Source organism: Pectobacterium polaris (genome assembly GCF_002307355.1).
Classification (GTDB): domain Bacteria; phylum Pseudomonadota; class Gammaproteobacteria; order Enterobacterales; family Enterobacteriaceae; genus Pectobacterium; species Pectobacterium polare.
Genome location: NZ_CP017481.1, coordinates 1,925,753 through 1,948,129 on the forward strand (window position 1 = coordinate 1,925,753; position 22,377 = coordinate 1,948,129).

The following is a 22,377-nucleotide window of genomic DNA, read 5'->3' on the forward strand; positions in this document are numbered from 1 at the left end:
GGCCCGTCGTGGGCCTCGCCCTAAGGGCCGCTGCTAGCAGCGTTCAAATCTGCTCCCGGCAGATTTGTCACCCGAATCACTTACTTGAGTAAGCTCATCGGGATGCCTTCTCTTGCCGCCTGCCTGCAACTCGAATTATTTAGGGTATAGGTGTGTGGTTATGTGTTGGTGTTCCATGATTGCTATACAGCAAAAAAGCTAGCTGTCCGGCACCGCGGAAAGCGCGACCAAAATGGCGGTTTCCGGCGTCAGGACGGGTAGGGCAAGGCCGGCCTGCATCAGCCAGTCGCCGGAAACCACGATTGGCTGACGTAACCAAGGCGGGAGCTCACGCATGGTGCCGCCGCCTTCACGCACCGTTTTGATTTCCGGGCCGTCCAGCAGTGTGACCTCATAGCGCGCGTCGGGCTGTAGGCCGGGAAAGCGGAGCGTCCCCGCCAGCGAATAATCCGGCATACGCAGCTGAGCTATCTGGAAAACGGCGTGCTGCCGATCGTTGCTCACCACGCCGGTGACCTGCACCGTATCGTCCGGCATCTCGACCCGCCAGGTGGTGCCGCTGTGCAGCAACGGGCGCAGCGTTTTGTGCAACTGGATGTAGTGGCGATAGCCTTCCAGCTCGTCGTCATCGGCCTTCACGGGATCCAGCTCGATACCCATATGGCCGAACAGAGCGGTCAGACCGCGAAAGGCGATGGTATGACGCCGATAGGTGGCGTGGCAGCGAGCGTGCCCAATGTGTTGCCCCATGACTTCTGGTGGAAAGAAGTAGCTCATGCCGCGCTGGATAGTCTGGCGCTCCAGCGCGTCGTTGTTATCCGATACCCAGAAGCGCTGGGTACGCTCCAGCACGCCGTAGTCGATGCGGCCGCCGCCGGAGGCGCAGGATTCAAATTCGACATGAGGAAAGCGCTGGCGCAGGGTATCGAGCAGACGATAGAACTGTCGGGTTTGCGCATCAGCTGCCAGACGCCCTTCATGGCCGGGTTGCACCAGCTCGCGGTTCATATCCCACTTCACATAATCGACCGGGTGCTCACCCAGCAGCCAGCTCAGCCGTTCCAGCAGGTAAGCGAATGCCTCGGGCTGATTTAAATTCAGCACGTACTGGTAGCGGCCTGTTGGCTGTGCGTAGCCGGGCAATTGCAGCACCCAGTCAGGATGGGCGCGGAACAGGTCGGAATCGGGGTTGATCATCTCCGGTTCGACCCAAATGCCGAACTCCATCCCCAAGGCTTTGACGTGTTCAATCACCGGCATCAGCCCGTTAGGGTATTTTTCCTCGTCCAGATACCAGTCGCCGAGCGCGGCTTGGTCGTGGTGACGCCCACGGAACCAGCCGTCATCGATAATGAAGCGCTCTACGCCGACGTCGGCGGCTTTGCTCGCCATCTGCATGATGTACTCGGGGTCATGATCGAAATAGATCCCTTCCCACGTATTGAGATGTACCGGGCGTGGCTTATCGCCACTGAATTGGATCAGGGACTGGCGCAGGAAGGTGTGATAGCGCTGGCTCATGCCGTTTAAACCGGTATCAGAGAAGGCGGCATAGACCCACGGCGTCGTGAGGGATTCCGACTGCGCCAGCGTGATTTCTCCCGGCAGATACAGAGCTTCCGCTTGGACGACGCGACGGCCATCCGTTTTGATATCGGCACGCAGACGGTGGTTGCCGCTCCAGCCTAAATGCACGCCCCATACCGAACCACGCTGTTCGCTGAACGCAGACTCGCCGAGGATAAAGGCAGGGAAATATTCGTGGGAGCTTCTTCCCCGACGGCTTTCCTGAATAAAACCGCCGTGCTGCAACGTGAGACGATGGGCCTGAAACTCACGCAGCCAGCGGCCGTGGAATGCCATGACGTCGCTTGCCCGTTCTGGGATGGGCAGCGTGACGGCGAGGCGCTGTACTTGCCAGGCATCCGCACGCAGATTCTCTAGCGTGTGACGCAGTTGCAGGACGTCGGTCTGCGGATCCAGACGCAGTTCGCTGATCATGCGAAGCCCTGCCTGTGCATCTTCCGCCGTGATGGTGAGCGTATTGTCCTGAACGTCAGCCTGCGTCGTCGTGAAGATCGGCGCGGCGTCATAGCCTGAACGGTGCCCCTCAATACCCGGCGAACCGAACTGACCGCGCCCGTATTCCATCGCCAGCGTTAGAGGAAGATCCACATCCAGACGACCGTTAGCGACGGGGCGTTGCAGTGAAATGATATCTTCTGGTGAAAAACCACGTAGCCGTGGCCCCCAGTAGAGAATTTCTGCCGCTGGGGCGCAGCGTACGATGACATCGCACTGTGCGCTGGTTAATTGAACAATATCACGCATCATGAGGAGGATTCCAAATTACGGAGAGTGGATCTCAGTGAAAACTTAAACGTTTAAGTCATCAACTTAAACGTTTAAGAAATGTGATGTTGTTAAAATAATCGTTAGGAAATGGAAAAAGGTTGCGATGAAGATGTGAAGAGCATCTCGCTGACGGTTGGTGTAGCAAACCAACCGATGGCTTTATGAAATGTGGCAGATAACGGAATAGATTAGGCGGGAAAGCTCGTGTTACCCATGCGTAATGTTGGCTGCCATAACACCTGCAAGTTTTCTACGGCTTCGCCCGCGATCAGCGCCTGCATCATGCTGGCAATCTGTTCGCCAACCTGCTCGCGTGTCGCCTGCTCAATGGCTGTCACGTTGATGTCGGTCAGGCTGTCCTGTGGTAAGCCGTCATACATCACTAATGCGATGGGGTGTGAACCGGAAAGCCGGCCGGCCTGCTGTAATGCGGCAACGGCACCATCGCCGTGGACATTGCCGTCCATCACTATCGCCGTGGGCGGTTCAGGCAGCGCCAGAAGATCGAGCATAGCCTGATGACCCGCGCGGCGCGTGGGGTTTACACAGCGCAGATAGGCGTCGTGAAACGGCAGGCCGTGGCGTTGCAGGGTATCGCGATAGCCCTGACGACGCTGCATGATAAACGCCTGCGGGTGATCTTCGCTTAACATGGCGATACGGCGATGGCCGAGTTCAAACAGGTGTTCGGTCGCCAGCGCCATACCTGCGCGGTTGTCAAAATCGAACCAGGCGTAAGGATGAGGGAGCTGGCTGCGCCCCAGCGCCAGAAACGGGACGTTGTTACGTTGCAGTAATGTCAGCCGCGCATCCTGTTCGCACGTATGTGCCACGATCAGCGCGTCGATACGGCGGCTGGCGATCAACCGTGCGGCACCCTGACAGGCGTCTTGCTCGTCTGCCAGCAGGAGAAAATCGACTTCATGCTGCGCCAGCTTGCGGCTGATCGCGCCAATCATCTCAAAAAAGATATCGTTACTCAGGGAAGAGGCGTAGGGATAGACCAGCCCGACCGCGTCGCTCTTGCCCATTTTCAGGCGGCGCGCGTGCGTATTAGGGCGATAGCCAATGCGTTCCGCTTCTTCCTGAATCCGCTGGCGCGTGGCGTCGGAGATATCCCGATGGCCGTTCAGCGCACGACTCACCGCCGCCACGGACAAACCCAGGTTATTCGCGATTGTTTTTAAAGACATCACCCTCTCCTGACGTGAATGCCCGGCGACGGGGCGTTTAGCGGGAAAACCGAATTATAGCAACCAGCCCTTGGCTTTGGCGTCTTCCAGATGTTGCTGGAGGTATTGCCACAGTTCCGGGTTGATCGTGGCGATGAATTCGGCGCGGTCGAGAACTTGTTCAAGACGGATGCCATTTTCTACCCAGCTTTGGCCGCCGTTGTACAGGTTCATCAGCATCGGCATGACGCGATCGAGCACCAGAGCGAACTGGGCACTCGGAGTTTCATTCGCTTCGTATTCTTCCCACAGATCGTGGAATTGCTGACGCTGTGGCTCGGGCAGCAGGCCGAAAATACGGGCAGCGGCAGCCACTTCCTGATCGTGAATCGCCAGACGAGCGGAAAGATCGTAAACGATCACATCGCCTGCATCGATTTCGACGATATCGTGAATCAGTGCCATTTGGATCACGCGCTGGATATCCACGCCTTCACCGGCATAAGGCGCCAATGCCATCGCGGCGACGGCAAAATGCCAGCTGTGTTCGGCAGAATCTTCGTGACGTTCGCTGCCGATAATCTTGGTGCGGCGCTGTACGCTTTTTAATTTATCGATTTCTATCAGAAAGCCGAAAACATCGGTCATGGAACCGAAATTCAGAGTAGACGGGGCAGATGACATGAAAAACTTACCTCTTGCAGTGAAAACGATGCAGTAAAAATCATGCAGTGAAACGAGACGTAGTGAAAACCAAAACGATATGTAGTGAAAACTACAGGAAGGTGCTGTGAGCGTGAGAACCGGATGACCGTTAACGCGAATAACCGGTAAAAACGGCAGAGCCCTTCAAAAAACAGGGAGATATCAACGCCGATCATTGTAGGGGATGTTGCCCGAGATTGACACGCATGATTGCACGTTAAGTAAGAGAGAAAGCCGGAAATAAGGCGAAAGTAAATATTTTAGCTTACACGTGTACACTGAAACTATTCTCAGTTAATCTGCTCAAAGGTTAAACACCTACGCCTGCTTCGTTTTGCACAAGAGCGTGGATTATTGCCGAATACTGCGGAATCGATTGATGTCAAAAAATGCACAAATGCCGGATTACTCTCTGGCAGAGGAAATTGCGAACAGCATAAGCCATGGAATCGGTGTGATTTTCGGGATTGTGGGGCTGATATTATTGCTGGTGCAGGCGGTCAACAATGACGCTGGCAGCGTGGCGATTACCAGCTACAGCCTCTATGGCGGCAGCATTATCCTGCTGTTTCTGGCATCGACGCTGTATCACGCGATTCCGTCTCAGCGTATTAAGCCGTGGCTGAAAAAATTCGACCATTGCGCTATCTACATCTTGATTGCCGGAACTTATACACCATTTTTGCTGGTGGGGCTGGATTCACCGTTGGCGCATGGCCTGATGGTTGTCATCTGGGGAATGGCGCTGCTGGGTGTGATCTTCAAACTGGCGTTTGCTCATCGTTTTGAAGTGCTGTCGTTGATTACTTATCTGGTGATGGGCTGGCTGTCGCTGGTGGTGATTTACCAGATGGTGATGAAGCTGTCGGCAGGAAGTGTGACGCTGCTGGCGGTGGGCGGCGTGGTGTATACGCTGGGCGTGATTTTCTATGCCAGCAAGCGGATTCCCTATAATCACGCGATTTGGCACGGGTTTGTTTTAGGCGGCAGCGTCTGCCATTTTCTGGCGATTTATCTTTATATCTGAGCCTGCATAAAACGCATGAGCCAGGCTGGCTCATGCGCGGTATTACTCGTCGGATTAATCCGTTATTTCATACGGCAGGGGCTGAACCGTGAGCTGGCTTTCGGCATCTTCACGGACGCGCAAAACGTTCTCTGCGGTGAGATCGTTATTCAACACTGCCTGTACCCACACATCACCGTTCTGCAATTGGCTGGCTGCCAATACCGTACCGGTACGACGCCAGTTCTCTCCAAGCTGTAATTCGAGATCGTCCCCCGCCTGCGGTACTTTATTCGCCTTACCCGCCAGCCAGTAAAGCGCACGCTTGTTGGCTCCGCGATATTTCGCCCGAGCGACCATTTCCTGACCGGTATAGCACCCTTTGCTGAAACTAATCCCATTTAATGCCTGTAGATTAGTCGCTTGCGGGATGAACTGCGCACTGTTTGCGCTGTCAATGATGGGCTGACCTGCTTCAATATCCAGCGCCAGCCATTGGCGGCTGTCGTTCAGGCTGACTTTATCGCCGAGCTTTTCAAGCAGCGATGTACTTTGCTCAGGAGACAGCACCAGTAAGAAACGTTCTGCAGGATGGGCGAAATGCAGTAAGGTAGCCCCTTCGTGCTGCACGACAGGGTGTTCAGCGTCTGGAAGCTGGCTAAATACAGAGGCCAGTAGTTCGCGGATGCCCGCACCCGCCGCGCCCAGCAGAATAGTGTTGTCGTCCGGTGCGATGGTCGTTTTCGAGAAAACGGCGTATTTTTTCAGTTCGCTAAGCTGGGCGTCGCGTAGATTGCGACGCTCAATAAACGCAAAGCCTTCGCCGTGATGGAACAGACGCAGGTTGCTCCACATTTTCCCTTTTGCGTCGCAGTGGGCGCAAAGCGTGTGCCCATCGTCAGGCAGTGCGCCGACATCTGCGGTGACCTGTCCCTGAAGATATTTGACGGTATCCGGCCCGACGAGTGTGACCAGTGCCCAGTCATCCAGTGAGATGAGCGTGGCGGCCAGTTGGGCGGAAGCAAATGGGAGCTGTGATGCAAAAGGAAGTTGATAAGCCGTATGTTGGTTAACCATATAGTACAATCCTGCGCTAAGGGCGATACCCGAATGGCCTAATGGTAAAAGAGCGCTCAGGGTTTGCAAGTGGTTATTCACGCAGCGTTATTGCATAGCACATCCTGAGACAGGTGAGCGCACTTGGCGCGGTGCCCGTCGGTAAACTATGTCAAAATGTTACTATTAGTTGATACCCGCTACCGGAATCGGAGTACACTAGCGGCAAGCAGCGATAACAAGGTGGACATGAAATATGGAAATCGATAATAAATCACGCATTCATTGGGCATGTCGCCGTGGTATGCGCGAACTGGATATCGCGATCATGCCGTTTTTTGAGCATGACTATGACACACTTAATGACACGGATAAGCGCACGTTTGTCCGCTTGTTACAAAGCGACGATCCTGATTTATTCAACTGGCTGATGAACCACGGTGAACCGGAGGACGGAGAGCTGAAACGCATTATTTCCCTTATTCAGACGCGAAATAAAGATCGTGGCCCAGTGGCAATGTGACCTTCGTGTTTCCTGGCGCATGCAACTGCTGTCATTGGTTGTGCATGGCCTATTAGTATTGCTCATTCTGCTGGCACCGTGGCCGGACGGCTATGCATGGCTATGGCTATGCCTGGTCACGATGGTGATGTTCGGTTTTATCCGTAGCCAAAAGAATATCAAATCCCGACAGGGGGAAATCGTTCTGCTTAGCGAAACGACCCTGAACTGGCGGCAGCAGGAATGGCAGATCGTTAAACGACCGTGGCTGCTGAAGAATGGCGTATTGCTGTCATTGCGAGCGGTTAACGGTAAAGACAAGCAACAGCTGTGGCTGGCATCGGACAGCATGGGTGATGAAGAGTGGCGTCACTTGCGTCAGCTTCTTTTGCAGCAGAAACACTGGGCAAGATAGCAGCGCGTTGGAAATATTTTTATTCGGTCATCGTTTGGCCGTGCTTTGAAATTGATTGGATATAACTGATGACTAAGCCCGCAGTGCAAAAAAATGGTCTGCATCCTCGTAATCGCCATCGCGACCGTTATGATTTTCCCGCGCTCAAAGAGAGCTATCCTGCACTGATTCCGTTTGTAAAGGTGAATGCCTACGGTGATGAATCCGTGGACTTTGCCAATCCCGAGGCGGTGAAAACGCTGAATCAGGCGTTGTTGCAGCATTTTTATCAGATTGCGCACTGGACGATTCCAGACGGCTTTCTGTGTCCGCCCATTCCTGGCCGCGCCGACTATATCCACCATCTGGCTGACTTGCTGGCGGAAGATAACCGTTCCGTTGTGCCGCGCGATGCGTCCGTGTTGGATGTCGGCTGCGGTGCCAACTGTGTCTACCCACTGATTGGGCATCGCGAATACGGCTGGCGTTTTACCGGCAGCGAAATCAATCCGCTGGCGATGAAAGCGGCCAATGAGACCATTGAGGCGAACCCCGGCTTGAATCGGTCGATTCGCCTGCGTCGTCAGAAGAACAGCAAAGCAATACTGGCAGGTATCATTCACAAGAACGATTCGTTTGATGCCGTCATGTGTAATCCGCCGTTCCATGCTTCCGCTGAGGATGCCCGTCAGGGATCGCAGCGCAAACTGCATAATCTGGGACTGGATAAGCGCTCACCGCTGAATTTTGGCGGGCAGCAGGATGAGCTGTGGTGTGAAGGTGGCGAGTCGGCTTTCATTGGTCAGATGATCAAAGAGAGCGCCGGTTTCGCCCGTCAGTGCCTGTGGTTTACATCGCTGGTGTCACGCAAAGAGAACCTGCCGGAGATTTATCGCGCGTTGGAAGCGGTTGACGTGGAGAAGGTCAGAACGATAGATATGGCGCAAGGCCAGAAGCAAAGCCGCTTTGTCGCGTGGAGTTTTCTTGATACCGCTGCGCGTACCCGCTGGTTACAAAAGCGCTAAGCCATTTCAACGTCTACACATATCAATATTCGCGGATACCGGTCACAACGGTATCCGCGAACGTGTTACTCGACGGTAATCGTATCCGGTTCCTGTTGAGTCACCTTCAACGACGTTCCCTGAATCGCCATAAATACCGCTTCCCGTCGGGTCAGATAGCCTTTGACGGGATGCGGTTTAATCGCGCCAGTCAGCGTGGTATCGGTGATAATGCCACAGCCTGTTGCGTGCGCGATTTGCTGCGCTGTTTCATCAAACCTTGAGAAATCGATAGCGTAATACTGCGGCACATCGCATTTCCCGCCCAGATTTCTGGCGTATTCTTGCGTGCCTGTTTGGGCACAACCAGCAAGCAACAATCCTGCGACCGCAATGAGTAACATTTTCATCGTGCTTACCTCTGTTGAGTCGTACTGTTTACAGCAGTGACGCCATTTCTTGCAGGATTTGTTCGCACCACTGTTCCAGCCGTTCATCGCTGAGATCGTATTGGTTCACTTCGTCCAGCGCCAGCCCGACAAAGTGTTTGCCGTCGGCGGTCAGTGGTTTCGGGCTGGTGAATTCGTAACCCTCTATCGGCCAGTACCCAATCAATGTGACACCCAGCGGCAGCAGTTGGTCATGCAGCATGCCCAGCGCATCAAGGAACCATTCGCTATAGCCAAGCTGGTCGCCCATACCGTAGAGCGCGACGACTTTGCCTTTGAGATTTAGCGTCGCTAGTTGACCCCAAATGTTCTCCCAGTCTTCCTGAATCTCGCCGAAATCCCAGGTGGGGATGCCGAGAATCAGCGTACTGTAATCTTCCATACGTTGAGGGTCGACATCCTTAACGTTGTGCAGATCCACCAGTTCTTCGCCCAGAATGTCGCGAATTTTTTCCGCCGCCATTTCGGTGTAGCAGGTGCTTGAGCCGTAAAACAGACCGATTTTCATACTATCTATAAGTCCATGATTTAATTATTTTCTACAATCAATGCGTTGATTCAGTCTCTGCGCGGCGATGTCACTGCCTAAAGGCGATAAGCCCATCGCTCATTTGCAGCAGAAAACAGGCAATGGCTGTCATATTCGATGATATTGAGGTCTTTTACAATCGCTGGTGAAACACGCGGGGCAGAGCTATTGGCTTAAATGAATGAGGAAAGAACCGTATTGAGGGAGTGATTTCAGAGGGAAGGGCGTATCGCATTACAACATTCAGCGTCTCTGCATTAGCACACCTACGTATATGTCGAGTGTGCTAACGAAGAGAACTCATGACAACACGAACGCTTAAAGCGCTAACGCATTCACTACCGCTTCCGGCATGGATGGGCGCCCATTGGTCAGGCAAGTGGCGACAAATGTGGCTTCTGCGTAAGGGACGCCGCCAACCTTGATTTGCTGAACGAAATTGACACGATTGCGTTTTTCGTTCTTTTCCAACTGGCAGGTCACTTCTAATTGATCGCCTTTTTGCAGGCTTTTACGGAAGCGCAGAGTGTACTCAAGCACCATATAAACCTTTCCCTGCTTGAACTCTTCTTCAATATCAATGCCCAGCGCCTCTTTCATAAAGGCATGGCGAGTCCACTCCATATAAAACGGGTAGTAGAGGCCGTCGACGACGCCCTGAAAGTCGATATGACTGTCCTCAACTTCATAATGTTTTGAAAACATTTTTGCATCCCAATTTGGCTGTTGTATCGAACTGATTTGTTGTATCGAACGGATTTGTTACACCGACAGGCCTGTTGGTATACCTCACTTGATTAGCGTGGTAAATGCGAAAATGTATCAAAGTGATAATAACGTGGAGTTATGACTTGAGTGGGATGGACGGTTTGGTGACATCGTGAAAAGGAAAGGAGCAGTGAGGGCCGTAGCCCCCACTGAAGGGATATTATCCCAGAGACTGGTGACGCGTTTCTTTGGTGAGAAGCAGTGCAATCAGCGTCAGCGACGCCATGGCCGCCAGATAAACGCCGACGTAGAACAGGCCGTAGTTGGCCGTCAGCCACGCCGCGATATACGGTGCGACTGATGCGCCCAGAATCGACGAGACGTTATAGGAGAATGACGCACCGGTGTAGCGCACTTCCGTCGGGAACAGCTCCGGCAGCAGCGCACCCATCGGGCCGAACGTCAGTCCCATGATGCTCAGACCCAGCACCAGGAAGCCCATCACCAGCGCCTGATTACCTGAACCGAGCATGTAAGGGAACAGCATGGCGAAGACGATCATAAGGCAGGTGATAGTAATCATGGTCTTACGGCGGCCAAAAGCATCCGCCAGATAGCCGGCTACCGGCACCATCAGACCAAAGCCAATCACCGCGATCATCAGCATCAGCAGGAAACTGTTACGCGAGAAACCAAGCCCCTTAGGCTCTGGCGTCGTACCGTACGTCATGGAATAAACGGTCATGATGTAGAACAGCGTGTAGGTCGCCAGCATGATGAAGGTGCCGAGGATCGTGACTTTCATATGCTTGCTGAGCAGTGTGCCCAGTGGCATACGCACCTGCTTACCCGCTTTGACCGCTTTGGTGAAGACGGGAGCTTCATGCAGAGAGATACGAACATACAGGCCAACCAGCACCAGCGCGGCGGACGCGACGAACGGTACGCGCCAGCCCCAGGTCATGAACTGCTCTTCCGTCAGCAGCCAGGACAACAGCAAGAAGGTACCGTTAGCGAAGAAGAAGCCAATCGGCGCGCCAAGCTGGGGGAACGACCCATACAGCGCACGTTTATGGGACGGTGCATTTTCGGTCGCCAGCAGCGCCGCGCCGCCCCATTCACCGCCCAGACCCAGCCCTTGGCCGAAGCGCGCCAGTGCCAGCAGAATCGGTGCAAAAATACCGATGGTTTCGTAGGTCGGTAACAGCCCAATCAGAACGGTTGAAACCCCCATGGTCAGCAGAGAAGCGACCAGAGTGACTTTACGTCCGACGCGGTCGCCAAAGTGACCGAAGACTGCCGAGCCAATCGGGCGAGCAATAAAGGCAATCGCAAAGGTTGCCAGCGACTGTAGCGTAGCGGCAGTCGGATCGCCCTGTGGGAAGAAAATGTGCGGGAAAATCAGCACCGCGGCGGTGGCGTAGATATAAAAATCGAAAAATTCGATGGCGGTGCCAATTAATGACGCAACAATCACTTTATTGCGTGAGTTTACGGGTGGTGCTTCCGCTTCGGCATCGAGAGTGGTGGTGGTGGCTTGCATAATGTTTCTTTATTTTAACAACACGAACGGCCATTCTACGCACAGAAAAATCGGCTTTTCAACGTTGATTAAGTAAGGTCAATACCAGTCGGCACGCGGCTTCAAGGAGCCTGTTCCGATATATTGACGATACATAAAATATAATGTGCCGCGGCCTTGTTTTTGCCGGAGAATGTTATGGCGATGTTGGTGTTCGCGGAATATGTGAGATCGCGCACAATTCTGTTTGCGAGAGAATGCGGACTCGATGAAGGTGTAAAGTCGCCGCTTCATCGGCATAATATTGCCAATCAGTGAAGAAGGACACAGCGATGCAAGAACACGATCAGGCGCTTATCGAACAGTTTCTCGATGCGTTGTGGCTGGAAAGAAATCTGGCAGAGAATACGCTGGCCTCTTATCGGTTGGATCTGCGAACGCTCGCGGAGTGGCTTGCACATCATGACAACGATTTGTTGCAGGCGCAGTCGCTCGATCTTCAGGCGTTTCTCGCTGACAGAGTTGAGGGGGGCTACAAGGCAACCAGCTCGGCTCGCTTGCTGAGCGCGATGCGTCGCTTCTTTCAGTACCTTTATCGGGAAAAGCTGCGCAGTGACGATCCGAGTGCTGTGCTGTCATCGCCAAAACTGCCGCAGCGCCTACCCAAAGATTTGAGTGAGGCGCAGGTGGATACGTTGCTCAACGCCCCAAGCATTGAACAACCGCTGGAATTACGCGATAAGGCCATGCTTGAGGTATTGTATGCGACGGGGCTGCGTGTTTCCGAGCTGGTCAGTTTGACGATGAGCGATGTCAGCCTGCGGCAGGGCGTGGTACGCGTGCTGGGGAAAGGCAATAAAGAACGGCTGGTGCCGCTGGGTGAAGAAGCGGTGTACTGGATCGAGTATTACCTGGAACATGGTCGTCCGTGGCTGCTGAACGGGCAGACGCTGGATGTGCTGTTTCCCAGCAATCGCGCACGGCAAATGACGCGCCAGACGTTCTGGCATCGTATCAAGCATTATGCGGTACTGGCGTCCATCGACAGCGAAAAGCTCTCGCCGCACGTCTTGCGTCACGCGTTTGCGACCCATTTATTGAACCACGGCGCGGATTTACGGGTCGTACAGATGCTCTTGGGGCACAGCGATCTTTCCACGACGCAGATTTACACCCATGTCGCGACGGAGCGGCTGAAACAGCTGCATCAGCAGCACCATCCGCGCGCCTAGGGATAACATAACCAATCGAGTCACTATCAGAGTAACAGGACGTTATCTGGCTGACGGGACACCCCGTTCACTATCACAGCGCATTGGTACAAGGCTATTTTGCTACGAACCATGTTTGCTACGGACCATGCTGCGAAAAACAGGATTGATGAAATGAAAAAAGGGTTATTACTGCTTTCTTTGCTGGTGGCTACGGCGACCAATTTTGCGCACGCCGATGATGCTGCGATCAAGCAGACGTTAACGCGTCTGGACATGCAGGGGGCGGAAATCCTGCCTTCGCCGATGGCGGGTATGAAAACCGTCATTACCGATAGCGGCGTGCTGTACATCAGCGAAGACGGCAAGCATTTGCTGCAAGGCCCGCTTTATGACGTGAGTGGCACCATGCCGGTTAACACCACCAATAAGATCCTGATCGGCAAGCTGGATGCGCTACAGGAACAGATGATTGTGTATAAAGCCGCGCAGGAAAAACACGTTATCACCGTGTTCACCGACATCACCTGCGGCTATTGCCACAAACTGCATGAACAGATGAAAGACTACAACGCGCTGGGTATTACCGTGCGCTATCTGGCCTTCCCGCGTCAGGGTATGAAATCGCCAGCAGCAAAAGACATGCAGTCCATCTGGTGCGTGGCCGATCGCAATAAAGCATTTGATAGCGCGATGAAGGGCGACGCAATCTCGGCAGCAACGTGTAAAACCGATATTGCCGCGCATTACCAACTGGGCATACAGTTTGGTGTGCAGGGCACCCCTGCCATCGTGCTGCAAGACGGTATGGTCGTACCGGGATATCAAGGGCCGAAAGAGATGCTGGCGATGCTGGAAGCACACAAAGCTTCGAAGAAAACCGGCGGTTAATACTACGTGGATATGATTACCCAACTCCGTCGGCGTCCGCTGGCGGAGGACATTGATTTACCTGACACCGTTCCGCCTTTGCTGCGTCGCCTTTATGCGCAGCGCGGCGTGAAAGGTGCGCAGGAGCTGGAACGTAGCCTGAGTGGTTTGCTGAATTACCGTTTGCTCAGCGGCATTGATAAAGCGATTGACCTGCTGCAACACACGCTGGCCGAGAAGCGCTGCATCGTCATCGTTGGTGACTTTGATGCCGATGGTGCCACCAGCACGGCGCTCGCCGTATTAGCGCTGCGCAGTATGGGCGGCGTGAACGTGAAATATCTGGTGCCGAACCGTTTTGAAAACGGCTACGGGCTAAGCCCGGAAGTGGTGGCGCAGGCTGCCGCGCTGGGTGCTGAAGTGATTGTGACTGTGGATAACGGGATCTCTTCTCACGCGGGTGTCGAAGACGCGCATCGGCGTGGTATCGCGGTGCTGGTGACCGATCACCACCTGCCGGGCGAAATCTTGCCTGATGCCGACGCGATGATTAACCCCAATTTGCCTGACTGCCAGTTTCCTTCCAAGTCACTGGCTGGCGTAGGCGTCGCGTTTTACCTGATGATGGCACTGTTCGTGCGCCTGCGTGACAGCGACTGGTTTACGCAGCCCTTATTTATGCAACAGGGGCTGGCGAAGCCGAATCTCACCGAATTACTAGATCTGGTCGCGCTGGGCACGGTGGCTGACGTGGTGCCGCTGGATGCCAATAACCGCATTCTGGTCGCTCAGGGGCTGAATCGCATTCGTGCGGGGGAATGCCGTCCGGGCATTCGGGCGCTGCTGGAAGTGGCGAACCGCGATGCCAGTCAACTGGTCGCCAGCGATTTAGGCTTTGCATTAGGCCCACGGCTGAATGCTGCTGGGCGATTACACGACATGAAAATCGGTGTCGACTTGCTACTCAGCGATGACATCGTACAAGCGCGTATCCTTGCCAACGAACTGAATGAAATGAATCAGGATCGTCGGGAAATCGAACAGGGGATGCAGGTCGAAGCGCTGCGCCTGTGCGAATCGCTGGAGCGCACTCGTACGGAGTTACCTTACGGGTTGGCGATGTATCACCCAGAGTGGCATCAGGGCGTTGTCGGCATTTTGGCGTCGCGTATTAAAGAGCGTTTTCATCGTCCGGTGATTGCCTTTGCACCTGCTGGCGACGGTATGCTGAAAGGGTCAGGACGTTCCATTTCCGGCCTGCATTTGCGTGATGCGCTGGAGCGATTAGATACGCTGTATCCCGGTATGATGCAGAAATTCGGCGGACACGCGATGGCGGCAGGGCTATCGCTGCATGAAGATCGGTTTGAAGATTTTCGTCAGCGCTTCGGCGATCTGGTTGGTGAATGGCTCGATCCGTCTCAGCTTGAAGGCGTCGTCTGGTCTGATGGCGAATTGATGTTGCCGGAACTGGATTTGCTCTCAACGGCAGAAATGCTGCGCTATGCAGGGCCGTGGGGACAGGCGTTCCCCGAACCGACGTTCGATGGCTGCTTCCGTATTCTGCAACCCCGCCTACTCAAAGAGCGCCATTTGAAAGCGATGTTTGAACCGATCGGCGCAACCGGGCAGGTGCCGCTGCTAGACGGTATTGCGTTCAATATCGATACCACCATCTGGCCAGATCCAAGTATTAAAGAAGTGGAAATGGTGTACCGGCTGGATATTAACGAGTTTCGCGGTAAACGCTCTGTGCAATTGATGATCCAACATCTGTGGCCGCGCTGATAGCGTGAACCGAATACGGCGGGCAGAAAGTCTATAAAATAGGCCTTTTATCCGCTAGAATGGCGGGTTACACCATTCCGTTGTCAACGACTTAACGTAAGAATATAAAAAATCATGTTTGAAATTAATCCGGTAAAAAACCGCATTCAGGATCTGTCTGAACGTAGTGCCGTTCTTAGGGGGTATCTTTGACTATGATGCCAAGAAAGAACGCCTCGAAGAAGTAAACGCCGAGCTGGAACAACCTGATGTCTGGAATGAGCCTGAACGCGCTCAGGCATTGGGAAAAGAACGTTCCTCGCTGGAAGCTATCGTCGACACCATCGATCAATTGGCTCAGGGCCTGGAAGATGTGAATGGTCTGCTTGAGCTCGCGGTGGAAGAAGACGACGAAGATACGTTTAATGAAACGTCGGTAGAACTGGACGCGCTGGAGAATAAATTAGGCCAGCTCGAGTTCCGTCGCATGTTCTCCGGTCAGTACGACAGTGCGGATTGCTACCTGGATATTCAGGCGGGTTCTGGCGGTACGGAAGCGCAGGACTGGGCCAGCATGCTGGTGCGTATGTACCTGCGTTGGGCGGAAGCCAAAGGGTTTAAAACCGAAATTATTGAAGAGTCAGACGGTGACGTGGCCGGTACGAAATCCGCCACTATTAAGATCATCGGTGACTATGCGTTTGGCTGGCTGCGTACTGAAACGGGCGTACACCGTCTGGTGCGTAAGAGTCCGTTCGATTCCGGCGGCCGTCGTCACACCTCATTCAGCTCCGCGTTTGTCTATCCGGAAGTGGATGACGATATTGATATCGAAATCAATCCAGCCGACCTGCGTATTGACGTTTACCGCGCATCCGGTGCGGGTGGTCAGCACGTTAACCGGACAGAATCCGCGGTGCGTATTACCCACATTCCGACCAACATTGTTACGCAGTGTCAGAATGACCGTTCCCAGCATAAAAACAAAGATCAGGCGATGAAACAGCTGAAAGCGAAGCTGTATGAGTTTGAGATGCAAAAGAAAAATGCTGAGAAGCAGATGATGGAAGACAACAAGTCTGATATCGGCTGGGGCAGCCAGATTCGTTCCTATGTTCTGGATGATTCGCGCATCAAAGATTTACGTACCGGCGTGGAAACACGTAACACGCAGGCGGTACTGGATGGCGATCTGGACAAATTTATTGAAGCAAGTTTAAAAGCGGGGTTATAAGAATTCACATGGCTGAATCACAATCACAGGGTGCCGATCAGGCGCAAGATCTGAATAATGAATTAAAAGCGCGTCGTGAAAAGCTGGTGGCGCTGCGTGAAACCGGGATCGCATTCCCGAATGATTTCCGCCGTGACAGCACGTCCGATCGTCTGCACGCTGAGTTCGATGCCAAAGAGAACGAAGAGCTGGAAGAATTGGGTATCGAAGTGACTGTCGCGGGTCGTATGATGACCCGTCGCATCATGGGTAAAGCCTCTTTCGTGACCTTGCAGGACGTTGGCGGCCGTATTCAGCTGTATGTGTCCCGCGACGATTTGGCTGAAGGCATCTATAACGAGCAGTTCAAGAAGTGGGATCTGGGCGATATTCTGGGCGCGCGCGGCAAGCTGTTCAAAACCAAGACTGGCGAGCTGTCCATCCACTGTACCGAACTGCGTCTGCTGACCAAAGCACTGCGTCCGCTGCCGGATAAATTCCACGGTCTGGCCGATCAGGAAACCCGCTATCGTCAACGCTATCTGGATCTGATTGCTAACGACGAATCACGCAATACCTTCCGCATCCGTTCTAACGTGATGGCGGCAATTCGCCGCTTCATGGTGGATAACGGCTTTATGGAAGTTGAAACGCCAATGATGCAGGTGATCCCCGGCGGCGCATCTGCCCGTCCGTTCATCACGCACCATAACGCGCTGGACATCGACATGTACCTGCGCATCGCGCCGGAACTGTACCTGAAGCGTCTGGTTGTGGGTGGTTTTGAGCGTGTGTTCGAGATCAACCGTAACTTCCGTAACGAAGGTGTTTCCCCGCGTCACAACCCTGAATTCACCATGATGGAACTTTATATGGCGTATGCCGATTATAAAGACCTGATTGTGTTGACGGAGAACCTGTTCCGTACGCTGACGCAGGACGTGCTGGGCTCGACGACGGTACAATACGGCGACCAGACATTCGACTTCGGTAAGCCGTTCGAGAAGCTGACGATGCGCGAAGCGATTTGCAAATACCGTCCTGAAACCAACGTTGCCGATCTGGACGATCTGGAGAAAGCGACCGCGATCGCCCAGTCTCTGGGGATCAAGATCGAGAAAAGCTGGGGTCTGGGCCGTATCGTGACCGAGATCTTCGAAGAAACTGCAGAAAGCAGCCTGATCCAACCAACCTTCATCACCGAATATCCGGCTGAAGTGTCACCGCTGGCGCGCCGTAACGATCAGAACCCAGAAATCACCGATCGCTTTGAGTTCTTCATCGGTGGCCGTGAAATCGGTAACGGCTTCTCCGAGCTGAACGATGCCGAAGATCAGGCAGAGCGTTTTGCTCAGCAGGTGAACGCTAAAGATGCAGGCGATGACGAAGCGATGTTCTACGACGAAGACTACGTGACCGCGCTGGAACACGGCCTGCCGCCAACAGCCGGTCTGGGTATCGGTATCGACCGTATGGTGATGTTGTTCACGAACAGCCACACCATCCGCGACGTGATCCTGTTCCCTGCGATGCGTCCGCAGAAATAAGATAGAGAAAGTCGGCCTGACGTTGTCGTAATACTTTATTAAACCGGTGTAATTACACCGGTTTTTTTCTTATCGACAATGTAAAATTTTAGGGGAAACACGGGGATGAGGTTCCCGTAGGGACACCTCGCACCGTGGTAGCCCCGTGTATCTCGATCTCATCTCGATAGTATTATCATCTCGTTTTCCCTCCGCATTCTTGCCGTCATTCTGTGATTGTCGCCCAACGGGGGAAGATGCTATTTTCAGGCATTCATTCACTGCCGGAACACCCTCATGATGACGTACCGCGATGCCTGGTTCGAACTGGCGCTGTTAACCAATGGCCGCAGTTTTCCACGGCATACACACGATGAGTTCGTCATCAGCGCCAATCTCAGCGGATTGGAAACGGTCTGGCTGGATGGAGAGACTTTTGTTGCCACCAACGATATGGTGACGACCTACAATCCCGATCAGCTACAAGGCAGCGACAACGAATTTGACCGCTGGCAGTGCGCATCGCTGTACGTTCACCCACAGGCATTCGAGCATTATTTCCACCAAACCTTTCGGTTCTCACGGGGCTGGAATCCATCGGCACAATTGGCGTCCGAGTTAAAACAGCTGGTTACCTCTGATTTGGACGATAGCACGCGTCAGGAGCGCATTATCCTGCTGCTGGCGGGGTTGATGGAAAACCAGCATCATGTGCCGTCTCAAGGGCAGGTCAAAGAAGCTGAGCGGATCACGCGAATCAAAGACGGGTTGCTGAACGATCTCAGCTATGTCCCTACGCTTGACCAGCTTGCGCAGCAGGAGAATCTGTCGGTCGCACATCTGGTGCGCTCGTTTAATCAGGCGGTTGGGCTCCCACCGCTGGCGTGGCTGATGCAGCGACGCATGTGTAAAGCGCGGGAGCTGCTGCGGCAGGGCGCTGCGATTAGTCAGGTTGCGGGCGATGTCGGGTTTGCCGATCAGGCGCATTTCACGAAGGCCTTCAACCGCTATAACGCCATGACGCCAGGGCAATTCCGTCGTATCAATTTTTGACAATACAGCGTTTCCCTTCGGCTCTACACTCGCCTTATTGCTTAACGCTCGAAGGGAATACCATGCTGTTAGTTGTCTTCACGGGGATGCTGCTATCCCTGTCACTCTGTCTCGATTTGGGGATGGTCAATACCGCTATTATTAACCGTGGGCTGCGGCACGGGGCGCGTTCAGCGTTTTATATCGGGTTGGGTTCCTGTTTCGGCGATCTGTTTTATGCCACGCTATCGGTGCTGGGTCTGGCGGTGGTGTTTAACCTGACGCCCGTTCGCTGGGTGCTATGGATTGGTGGCGGGCTGATTCTGCTCTGGATGACATTCAGCATGGCGCGTGCAGCATGGCGTGACTATCAGGTTAAACGCTTTGCTGACCTGTCTGCGACAGCGAATACGGCGGATTTCACTGTGCCACCTGCCCGGTATACCGAGTTTTTCAGTGGCATCGGCATGGCGCTGGCGTCACCGACGGCGCTGCTATGGTTTGCGGCGATTGGCGGCACGATTATCGCACAGTCTACGGATGGCTCAGCCTTCATGATTAGCCTGTTTCTGCTGGGCTTTTTCGTCGGCGGCGTGCTGTGGACGTTCTTCCTTGCCGCGCTGGTGAAATACGGCCAACGTCTGCTGAAAGAACGGATCTCATTCTATTGCAGCCTGATCTCGGCGCTGCTATTTGCCTATTTTGCCTGGCACGTCATTTCCAACGGCTATGAGACGCTGTTTCTGCCACTCTCCACCGTTGCATAACCGGCTAAAATATCAGCACGTTGCCGGGTTTTTTACTTGCTCGGCAACGGCATAGCGCTATAATGCCAGTCGCTTCTGTGTGCGAGTGTAGTTCAATGGTAGAACGGCAGCTTCCCAAGCTGCATACGAGGGTTCGATTCCCTTCACTCGCTCCAAAAATACCACCCCTGAAGTTCTCCAAAGTCCAAAAAACCCAGTGATGACAATGCTTCGTGCTACTTCTCAGTCGTTTAGGGAAAGCCCCGTCTGGTAAGGGATTACCGGAACGGTAGCGTGTTCCTTCTCTCGCCTGATTTTTTTTCACCACGCCACGGTGAAATAATAATATGTATTTAAATTCAAATAGATAGATGGTTTTTCTGTGGGTTCCCGAACTGACAAAAAACGCCAAAACTGAAATTTGTTTCAATGATTTCAGTTGGCACCCAAGCGCACAAGCCTAGTCACGGCGCAGTCTGGCGGGTTGGTTTGTAGAAAAAGAAAACTGAAAAATTTTTATGATCCGAAAACTTCAGGCGGGTGCGGTGTAGCGCCGATTTTTTCAGAATATAATTTAAGTGTGGTAATGTTTTTATTCTATGGAAGATGCTATAAACTACAGATACATAGCTCTGAAATAATTATATAAGTCATGGGGCATTTAATGAATTTACAACATCCTCTTCAAGTTAAAATAAAAAAAGATTATAAAGGAAAGGTTGCAGCAATAAAAAAGAAATTATCTACCTATGATGACGATTCTTTTCTTTATAATATTTATCAACATTTTCAAAAAATCAGAGAGCCTGATTATGGGGTTACATCAAATTTCCCATGGTGCTGTTTTTTAGCACTAAAGTGGAAGTTTACTGAACCATTGAAAGGAAGAACTGTATCAATGCATGAGCGAGATTTTATTGATATAGTAAACAGGATATATAATCTTCAAAATGAAGTGAAAGACCTGTTTGATAATAACAAGGTGTTATTAAGTATACGTAGGATGTTAATAAATCAAAAATTATATCAAGTTCCTATGAAATTAGAGTTAAATACATTATCTCGGCAGTATTATTGGTATTGCAATTATGATGGCGGATATTTTGAAAAAAAGTTTTTTGATTTATATGGTCTAAGCCTTGAGTCTTATTATAAAATTAGCGCATACTTTGCGATGCTGTCATGCATTGATGATGGTAAAGAATCAACACTTATTCCTGTGCAAACTTATTTGATTCATCTTGTTCCATGTTTTGGTGCTGATGTTTTAAAAAAATATTTAAATTTAGTATCAGTAAAAAAGGTTGAATTAAGAAGCTTTTTGAGTGAATTTAAAGATTTTGAGTCAAAAGAGATTGAATACTATTTAGATCCACCAATGTTGAATAAACCCTTCATTCATACAGATGATGGCTTAGTTATACTAAGCAAACATCTTTTAAGAGCCTCTCTCGCAGCCCTAGTTCCTTCAGTGCTAAAAAAAGAGGATGGTTCAAACTATAAGGATAAATTTGGACGTGTCATGGAGTCTTATATAGCGACTTTACTAGGTGAACTTTCATCTGATGTTATTGTAGAAAATGAGCTTATCAAGCTGTATAGAGACAATAAAATATCTGAAAAAACTAAAGTTGTTGATTTTGTTGTTTGCGAAACTGAAGGTAATGTATATATTGACTCAAAAGCGATCGAGCCAGATAAAACAGTAAAGTATTCAAATACGCCCCTACACATTAAACAACGGTTGAGTAATAGCTTTATTAAAGGTGTCATACAAGGTCAAGACTGTGCGAGAGCAATAAATGAAATATACAAAAAGCCTATATCTGAACGTGATTCTTTAATAATAATAACTCACATGGATCATTATATTTCCACTGGTAAGTCGATTGAGGAAATGTTAGATCATTCACTTTTTAATATGATTGAAAATAAGCATGGTTTCCTTTCCATAAGCAAGAATAGAATTTATTATATGACAATAGATGAATTTGAATTAATGATTGAGGTCTCTCGAGGTAAAAATATATCAATAACGTCAATAATTGATGATTGCTCTAGAAACGACTCAGCAAGTGAAACTCAAAAATTTAATGTTATGATGCATCTTCATAAGATATCGCCTGAAGGAATCCCTGATAAAGAGATTATATCAAATAATAGAGAATTCCTTTTTGATGAGTTGATTGACTCCATGGGGAAATCCAGTGAACACTGGAATGGAAAAGTGATGGAATATTTAGCAATAAAAAGATATATCCTAAGCTAATGGCTTGCATTTTTGAGTCGTGATGCAGTTTAGGATCTCTGCTCATAGCCACGTATGATTTTATCAAATTTAAAATTCTGTATGCGGTGCATGTTGACTAACGCCTTATTATCTTCTAGTTGTCTAAGTGGTTGTTGAAGAGAGATATGTATAGGAATGTGATTAGTCTAGTTTTTTCAAATCATAAAAATTAAACAATTACATTAAGTTATGTGGCATATTCGCTTCCCTTCACTCGCTCCAAAAATACCACCCCTGAAGTTCCCCAAAGTCCACAAAATTCAGTGATGACAATACTTCGCGCTACTTCTCAGTCGTTTAGTGAAAACCTCATCTATCTA

Annotated in this window: 20 protein-coding genes and 1 tRNA gene; 13 read left to right on the plus strand and 8 right to left on the minus strand. The window is 51.6% G+C overall.

Translation table 11 applies throughout. The annotated features are described in order from the left end of the window. Positions 1–198: 198 nt before the first annotated feature. From BJJ97_RS08780 to BJJ97_RS08790, 3 genes are all read right to left on the minus strand, one after another. Complete coding sequence (locus BJJ97_RS08780) at positions 199–2,334, minus strand: alpha-galactosidase (RefSeq protein WP_095993678.1); 2,136 nt, start codon at positions 2,332–2,334, stop codon at positions 199–201. Between the two features lie 209 nt (positions 2,335–2,543). Then, entirely contained in the window at positions 2,544–3,548 is a 1,005-nt protein-coding gene (locus BJJ97_RS08785) for a LacI family DNA-binding transcriptional regulator (protein WP_095993679.1), read from the minus strand. A gap of 54 nt (positions 3,549–3,602) precedes the next feature. Further along, positions 3,603–4,211 carry an HD domain-containing protein gene (locus BJJ97_RS08790; RefSeq protein ID WP_095701613.1) on the minus strand — a complete coding sequence of 203 codons (609 nt, stop codon included), beginning with the start codon at positions 4,209–4,211 and terminating at the stop codon, positions 3,603–3,605. A gap of 400 nt (positions 4,212–4,611) precedes the next feature. On the opposite strand from BJJ97_RS08790, the gene trhA reads away from it, so the two are divergent. Then, entirely contained in the window at positions 4,612–5,259 is a 648-nt protein-coding gene (gene trhA, locus BJJ97_RS08795; protein ID WP_039487281.1) for a PAQR family membrane homeostasis protein TrhA, read from the plus strand. A gap of 54 nt (positions 5,260–5,313) precedes the next feature. Here trhA and ygfZ read toward each other — a convergent pair whose 3' ends face one another. Further along, the gene (gene ygfZ, locus BJJ97_RS08800) at positions 5,314–6,315 is read right to left on the minus strand and encodes a tRNA-modifying protein YgfZ (protein WP_095993680.1); all 1,002 of its coding nucleotides are present in this window, start codon (positions 6,313–6,315) and stop codon (positions 5,314–5,316) included. Between the two features lie 235 nt (positions 6,316–6,550). Here ygfZ and sdhE point away from each other — a divergent pair, with 235 nt between their 5' ends. The 3 genes from sdhE to rlmF all read left to right on the plus strand — a co-directional run bounded on the left by sdhE (position 6,551) and on the right by rlmF (position 8,215). Continuing rightward, positions 6,551–6,817 carry an FAD assembly factor SdhE gene (gene sdhE, locus BJJ97_RS08805; RefSeq protein ID WP_039487284.1) on the plus strand — a complete coding sequence of 89 codons (267 nt, stop codon included), beginning with the start codon at positions 6,551–6,553 and terminating at the stop codon, positions 6,815–6,817. Next, a complete protein-coding gene (locus BJJ97_RS08810) occupies positions 6,798–7,211 on the plus strand; it encodes a protein YgfX (protein ID WP_039487287.1) in 414 nt (137 codons plus the stop codon). Before sdhE ends, BJJ97_RS08810 begins: the two co-directional genes overlap by 20 nt. A 68-nt stretch (positions 7,212–7,279) precedes the next feature. Further along, positions 7,280–8,215, plus strand: coding sequence for a 23S rRNA (adenine(1618)-N(6))-methyltransferase RlmF (gene rlmF, locus BJJ97_RS08815; RefSeq protein ID WP_095993681.1), 936 nt, complete (start codon positions 7,280–7,282; stop codon positions 8,213–8,215). Between the two features lie 65 nt (positions 8,216–8,280). Here rlmF and BJJ97_RS08820 read toward each other — a convergent pair whose 3' ends face one another. The 4 genes from BJJ97_RS08820 to BJJ97_RS08835 form a co-directional block, all read right to left on the minus strand. Next, complete coding sequence (locus BJJ97_RS08820) at positions 8,281–8,604, minus strand: hypothetical protein (protein WP_095993682.1); 324 nt, start codon at positions 8,602–8,604, stop codon at positions 8,281–8,283. A gap of 28 nt (positions 8,605–8,632) precedes the next feature. Next, positions 8,633–9,151, minus strand: a complete 519-nt coding sequence (gene fldB / locus BJJ97_RS08825) for a flavodoxin FldB (RefSeq protein WP_095993683.1) — start codon at positions 9,149–9,151, stop codon at positions 8,633–8,635. Positions 9,152–9,490: 339 nt separating this feature from the next. Continuing rightward, on the minus strand, positions 9,491–9,877 hold the full coding sequence (locus BJJ97_RS08830) for an acyl-CoA thioesterase (RefSeq protein ID WP_095993684.1): 387 nt from the start codon (positions 9,875–9,877) through the stop codon (positions 9,491–9,493). 223 nt (positions 9,878–10,100) lie between these two features. Continuing rightward, the gene (locus tag BJJ97_RS08835; RefSeq protein WP_039487297.1) at positions 10,101–11,423 is read right to left on the minus strand and encodes an MFS transporter; all 1,323 of its coding nucleotides are present in this window, start codon (positions 11,421–11,423) and stop codon (positions 10,101–10,103) included. 311 nt (positions 11,424–11,734) lie between these two features. On the opposite strand from BJJ97_RS08835, the gene xerD reads away from it, so the two are divergent. The 9 genes from xerD to gapS1 all read left to right on the plus strand — a co-directional run bounded on the left by xerD (position 11,735) and on the right by gapS1 (position 22,036). Further along, on the plus strand, positions 11,735–12,634 hold the full coding sequence (gene xerD, locus BJJ97_RS08840) for a site-specific tyrosine recombinase XerD (protein WP_095993685.1): 900 nt from the start codon (positions 11,735–11,737) through the stop codon (positions 12,632–12,634). A gap of 153 nt (positions 12,635–12,787) precedes the next feature. Then, positions 12,788–13,504, plus strand: a complete 717-nt coding sequence (gene dsbC, locus BJJ97_RS08845) for a bifunctional protein-disulfide isomerase/oxidoreductase DsbC (RefSeq protein WP_010279866.1) — start codon at positions 12,788–12,790, stop codon at positions 13,502–13,504. Between the two features lie 6 nt (positions 13,505–13,510). Then, entirely contained in the window at positions 13,511–15,271 is a 1,761-nt protein-coding gene (gene recJ, locus BJJ97_RS08850) for a single-stranded-DNA-specific exonuclease RecJ (protein ID WP_193438353.1), read from the plus strand. A 114-nt stretch (positions 15,272–15,385) separates the two neighbouring features. Next, a protein-coding gene (prfB, locus tag BJJ97_RS08855) for a peptide chain release factor 2 (protein WP_095993687.1) occupies positions 15,386–16,484 on the plus strand; the annotation gives its coding sequence in 2 pieces (ribosomal slippage) (positions 15,386–15,460 and positions 15,462–16,484; 1,098 coding nt in all). A gap of 8 nt (positions 16,485–16,492) precedes the next feature. Beyond that, entirely contained in the window at positions 16,493–18,010 is a 1,518-nt protein-coding gene (lysS, locus tag BJJ97_RS08860) for a lysine--tRNA ligase (RefSeq protein WP_039487301.1), read from the plus strand. Positions 18,011–18,286: 276 nt separating this feature from the next. After that, complete coding sequence (locus BJJ97_RS08865) at positions 18,287–19,042, plus strand: AraC family transcriptional regulator (RefSeq protein ID WP_095993688.1); 756 nt, start codon at positions 18,287–18,289, stop codon at positions 19,040–19,042. A 62-nt stretch (positions 19,043–19,104) separates the two neighbouring features. After that, complete coding sequence (locus BJJ97_RS08870) at positions 19,105–19,788, plus strand: LysE family translocator (protein ID WP_095993689.1); 684 nt, start codon at positions 19,105–19,107, stop codon at positions 19,786–19,788. 81 nt (positions 19,789–19,869) lie between these two features. After that, positions 19,870–19,943: transfer RNA gene (locus BJJ97_RS08875), tRNA-Gly, on the plus strand. Between the two features lie 488 nt (positions 19,944–20,431). Beyond that, complete coding sequence (gapS1, locus tag BJJ97_RS08885) at positions 20,432–22,036, plus strand: GapS1 family protein (protein ID WP_095993691.1); 1,605 nt, start codon at positions 20,432–20,434, stop codon at positions 22,034–22,036. Positions 22,037–22,377 lie beyond the last annotated feature (341 nt).

Excerpts from the sequence above, each read along its gene's own strand:
- xerD (WP_095993685.1), top strand. The coding sequence starts at position 11,735 with ATGCAAGAACACGATCAGGCGCTTATCGAACAGTTTCTCGATGCGTTG.
- fldB (WP_095993683.1), bottom strand. The coding sequence starts at position 9,151 with ATGAAAATCGGTCTGTTTTACGGCTCAAGCACCTGCTACACCGAAATG.
- BJJ97_RS08830 (WP_095993684.1), bottom strand. The coding sequence starts at position 9,877 with ATGTTTTCAAAACATTATGAAGTTGAGGACAGTCATATCGACTTTCAG.
- BJJ97_RS08865 (WP_095993688.1), top strand. The coding sequence starts at position 18,287 with ATGATGACGTACCGCGATGCCTGGTTCGAACTGGCGCTGTTAACCAAT.
- BJJ97_RS08790 (WP_095701613.1), bottom strand. The coding sequence starts at position 4,211 with ATGTCATCTGCCCCGTCTACTCTGAATTTCGGTTCCATGACCGATGTT.
- sdhE (WP_039487284.1), top strand. The coding sequence starts at position 6,551 with ATGGAAATCGATAATAAATCACGCATTCATTGGGCATGTCGCCGTGGT.
- BJJ97_RS08780 (WP_095993678.1), bottom strand. The coding sequence starts at position 2,334 with ATGATGCGTGATATTGTTCAATTAACCAGCGCACAGTGCGATGTCATC.
- trhA (WP_039487281.1), top strand. The coding sequence starts at position 4,612 with ATGTCAAAAAATGCACAAATGCCGGATTACTCTCTGGCAGAGGAAATT.
- gapS1 (WP_095993691.1), top strand. The coding sequence starts at position 20,432 with ATGAATTTACAACATCCTCTTCAAGTTAAAATAAAAAAAGATTATAAA.
- BJJ97_RS08820 (WP_095993682.1), bottom strand. The coding sequence starts at position 8,604 with ATGAAAATGTTACTCATTGCGGTCGCAGGATTGTTGCTTGCTGGTTGT.
- lysS (WP_039487301.1), top strand. The coding sequence starts at position 16,493 with ATGGCTGAATCACAATCACAGGGTGCCGATCAGGCGCAAGATCTGAAT.
- rlmF (WP_095993681.1), top strand. The coding sequence starts at position 7,280 with ATGACTAAGCCCGCAGTGCAAAAAAATGGTCTGCATCCTCGTAATCGC.
- BJJ97_RS08785 (WP_095993679.1), bottom strand. The coding sequence starts at position 3,548 with ATGTCTTTAAAAACAATCGCGAATAACCTGGGTTTGTCCGTGGCGGCG.
- BJJ97_RS08870 (WP_095993689.1), top strand. The coding sequence starts at position 19,105 with ATGCTGTTAGTTGTCTTCACGGGGATGCTGCTATCCCTGTCACTCTGT.
- BJJ97_RS08835 (WP_039487297.1), bottom strand. The coding sequence starts at position 11,423 with ATGCAAGCCACCACCACCACTCTCGATGCCGAAGCGGAAGCACCACCC.
- ygfZ (WP_095993680.1), bottom strand. The coding sequence starts at position 6,315 with ATGGTTAACCAACATACGGCTTATCAACTTCCTTTTGCATCACAGCTC.
- dsbC (WP_010279866.1), top strand. The coding sequence starts at position 12,788 with ATGAAAAAAGGGTTATTACTGCTTTCTTTGCTGGTGGCTACGGCGACC.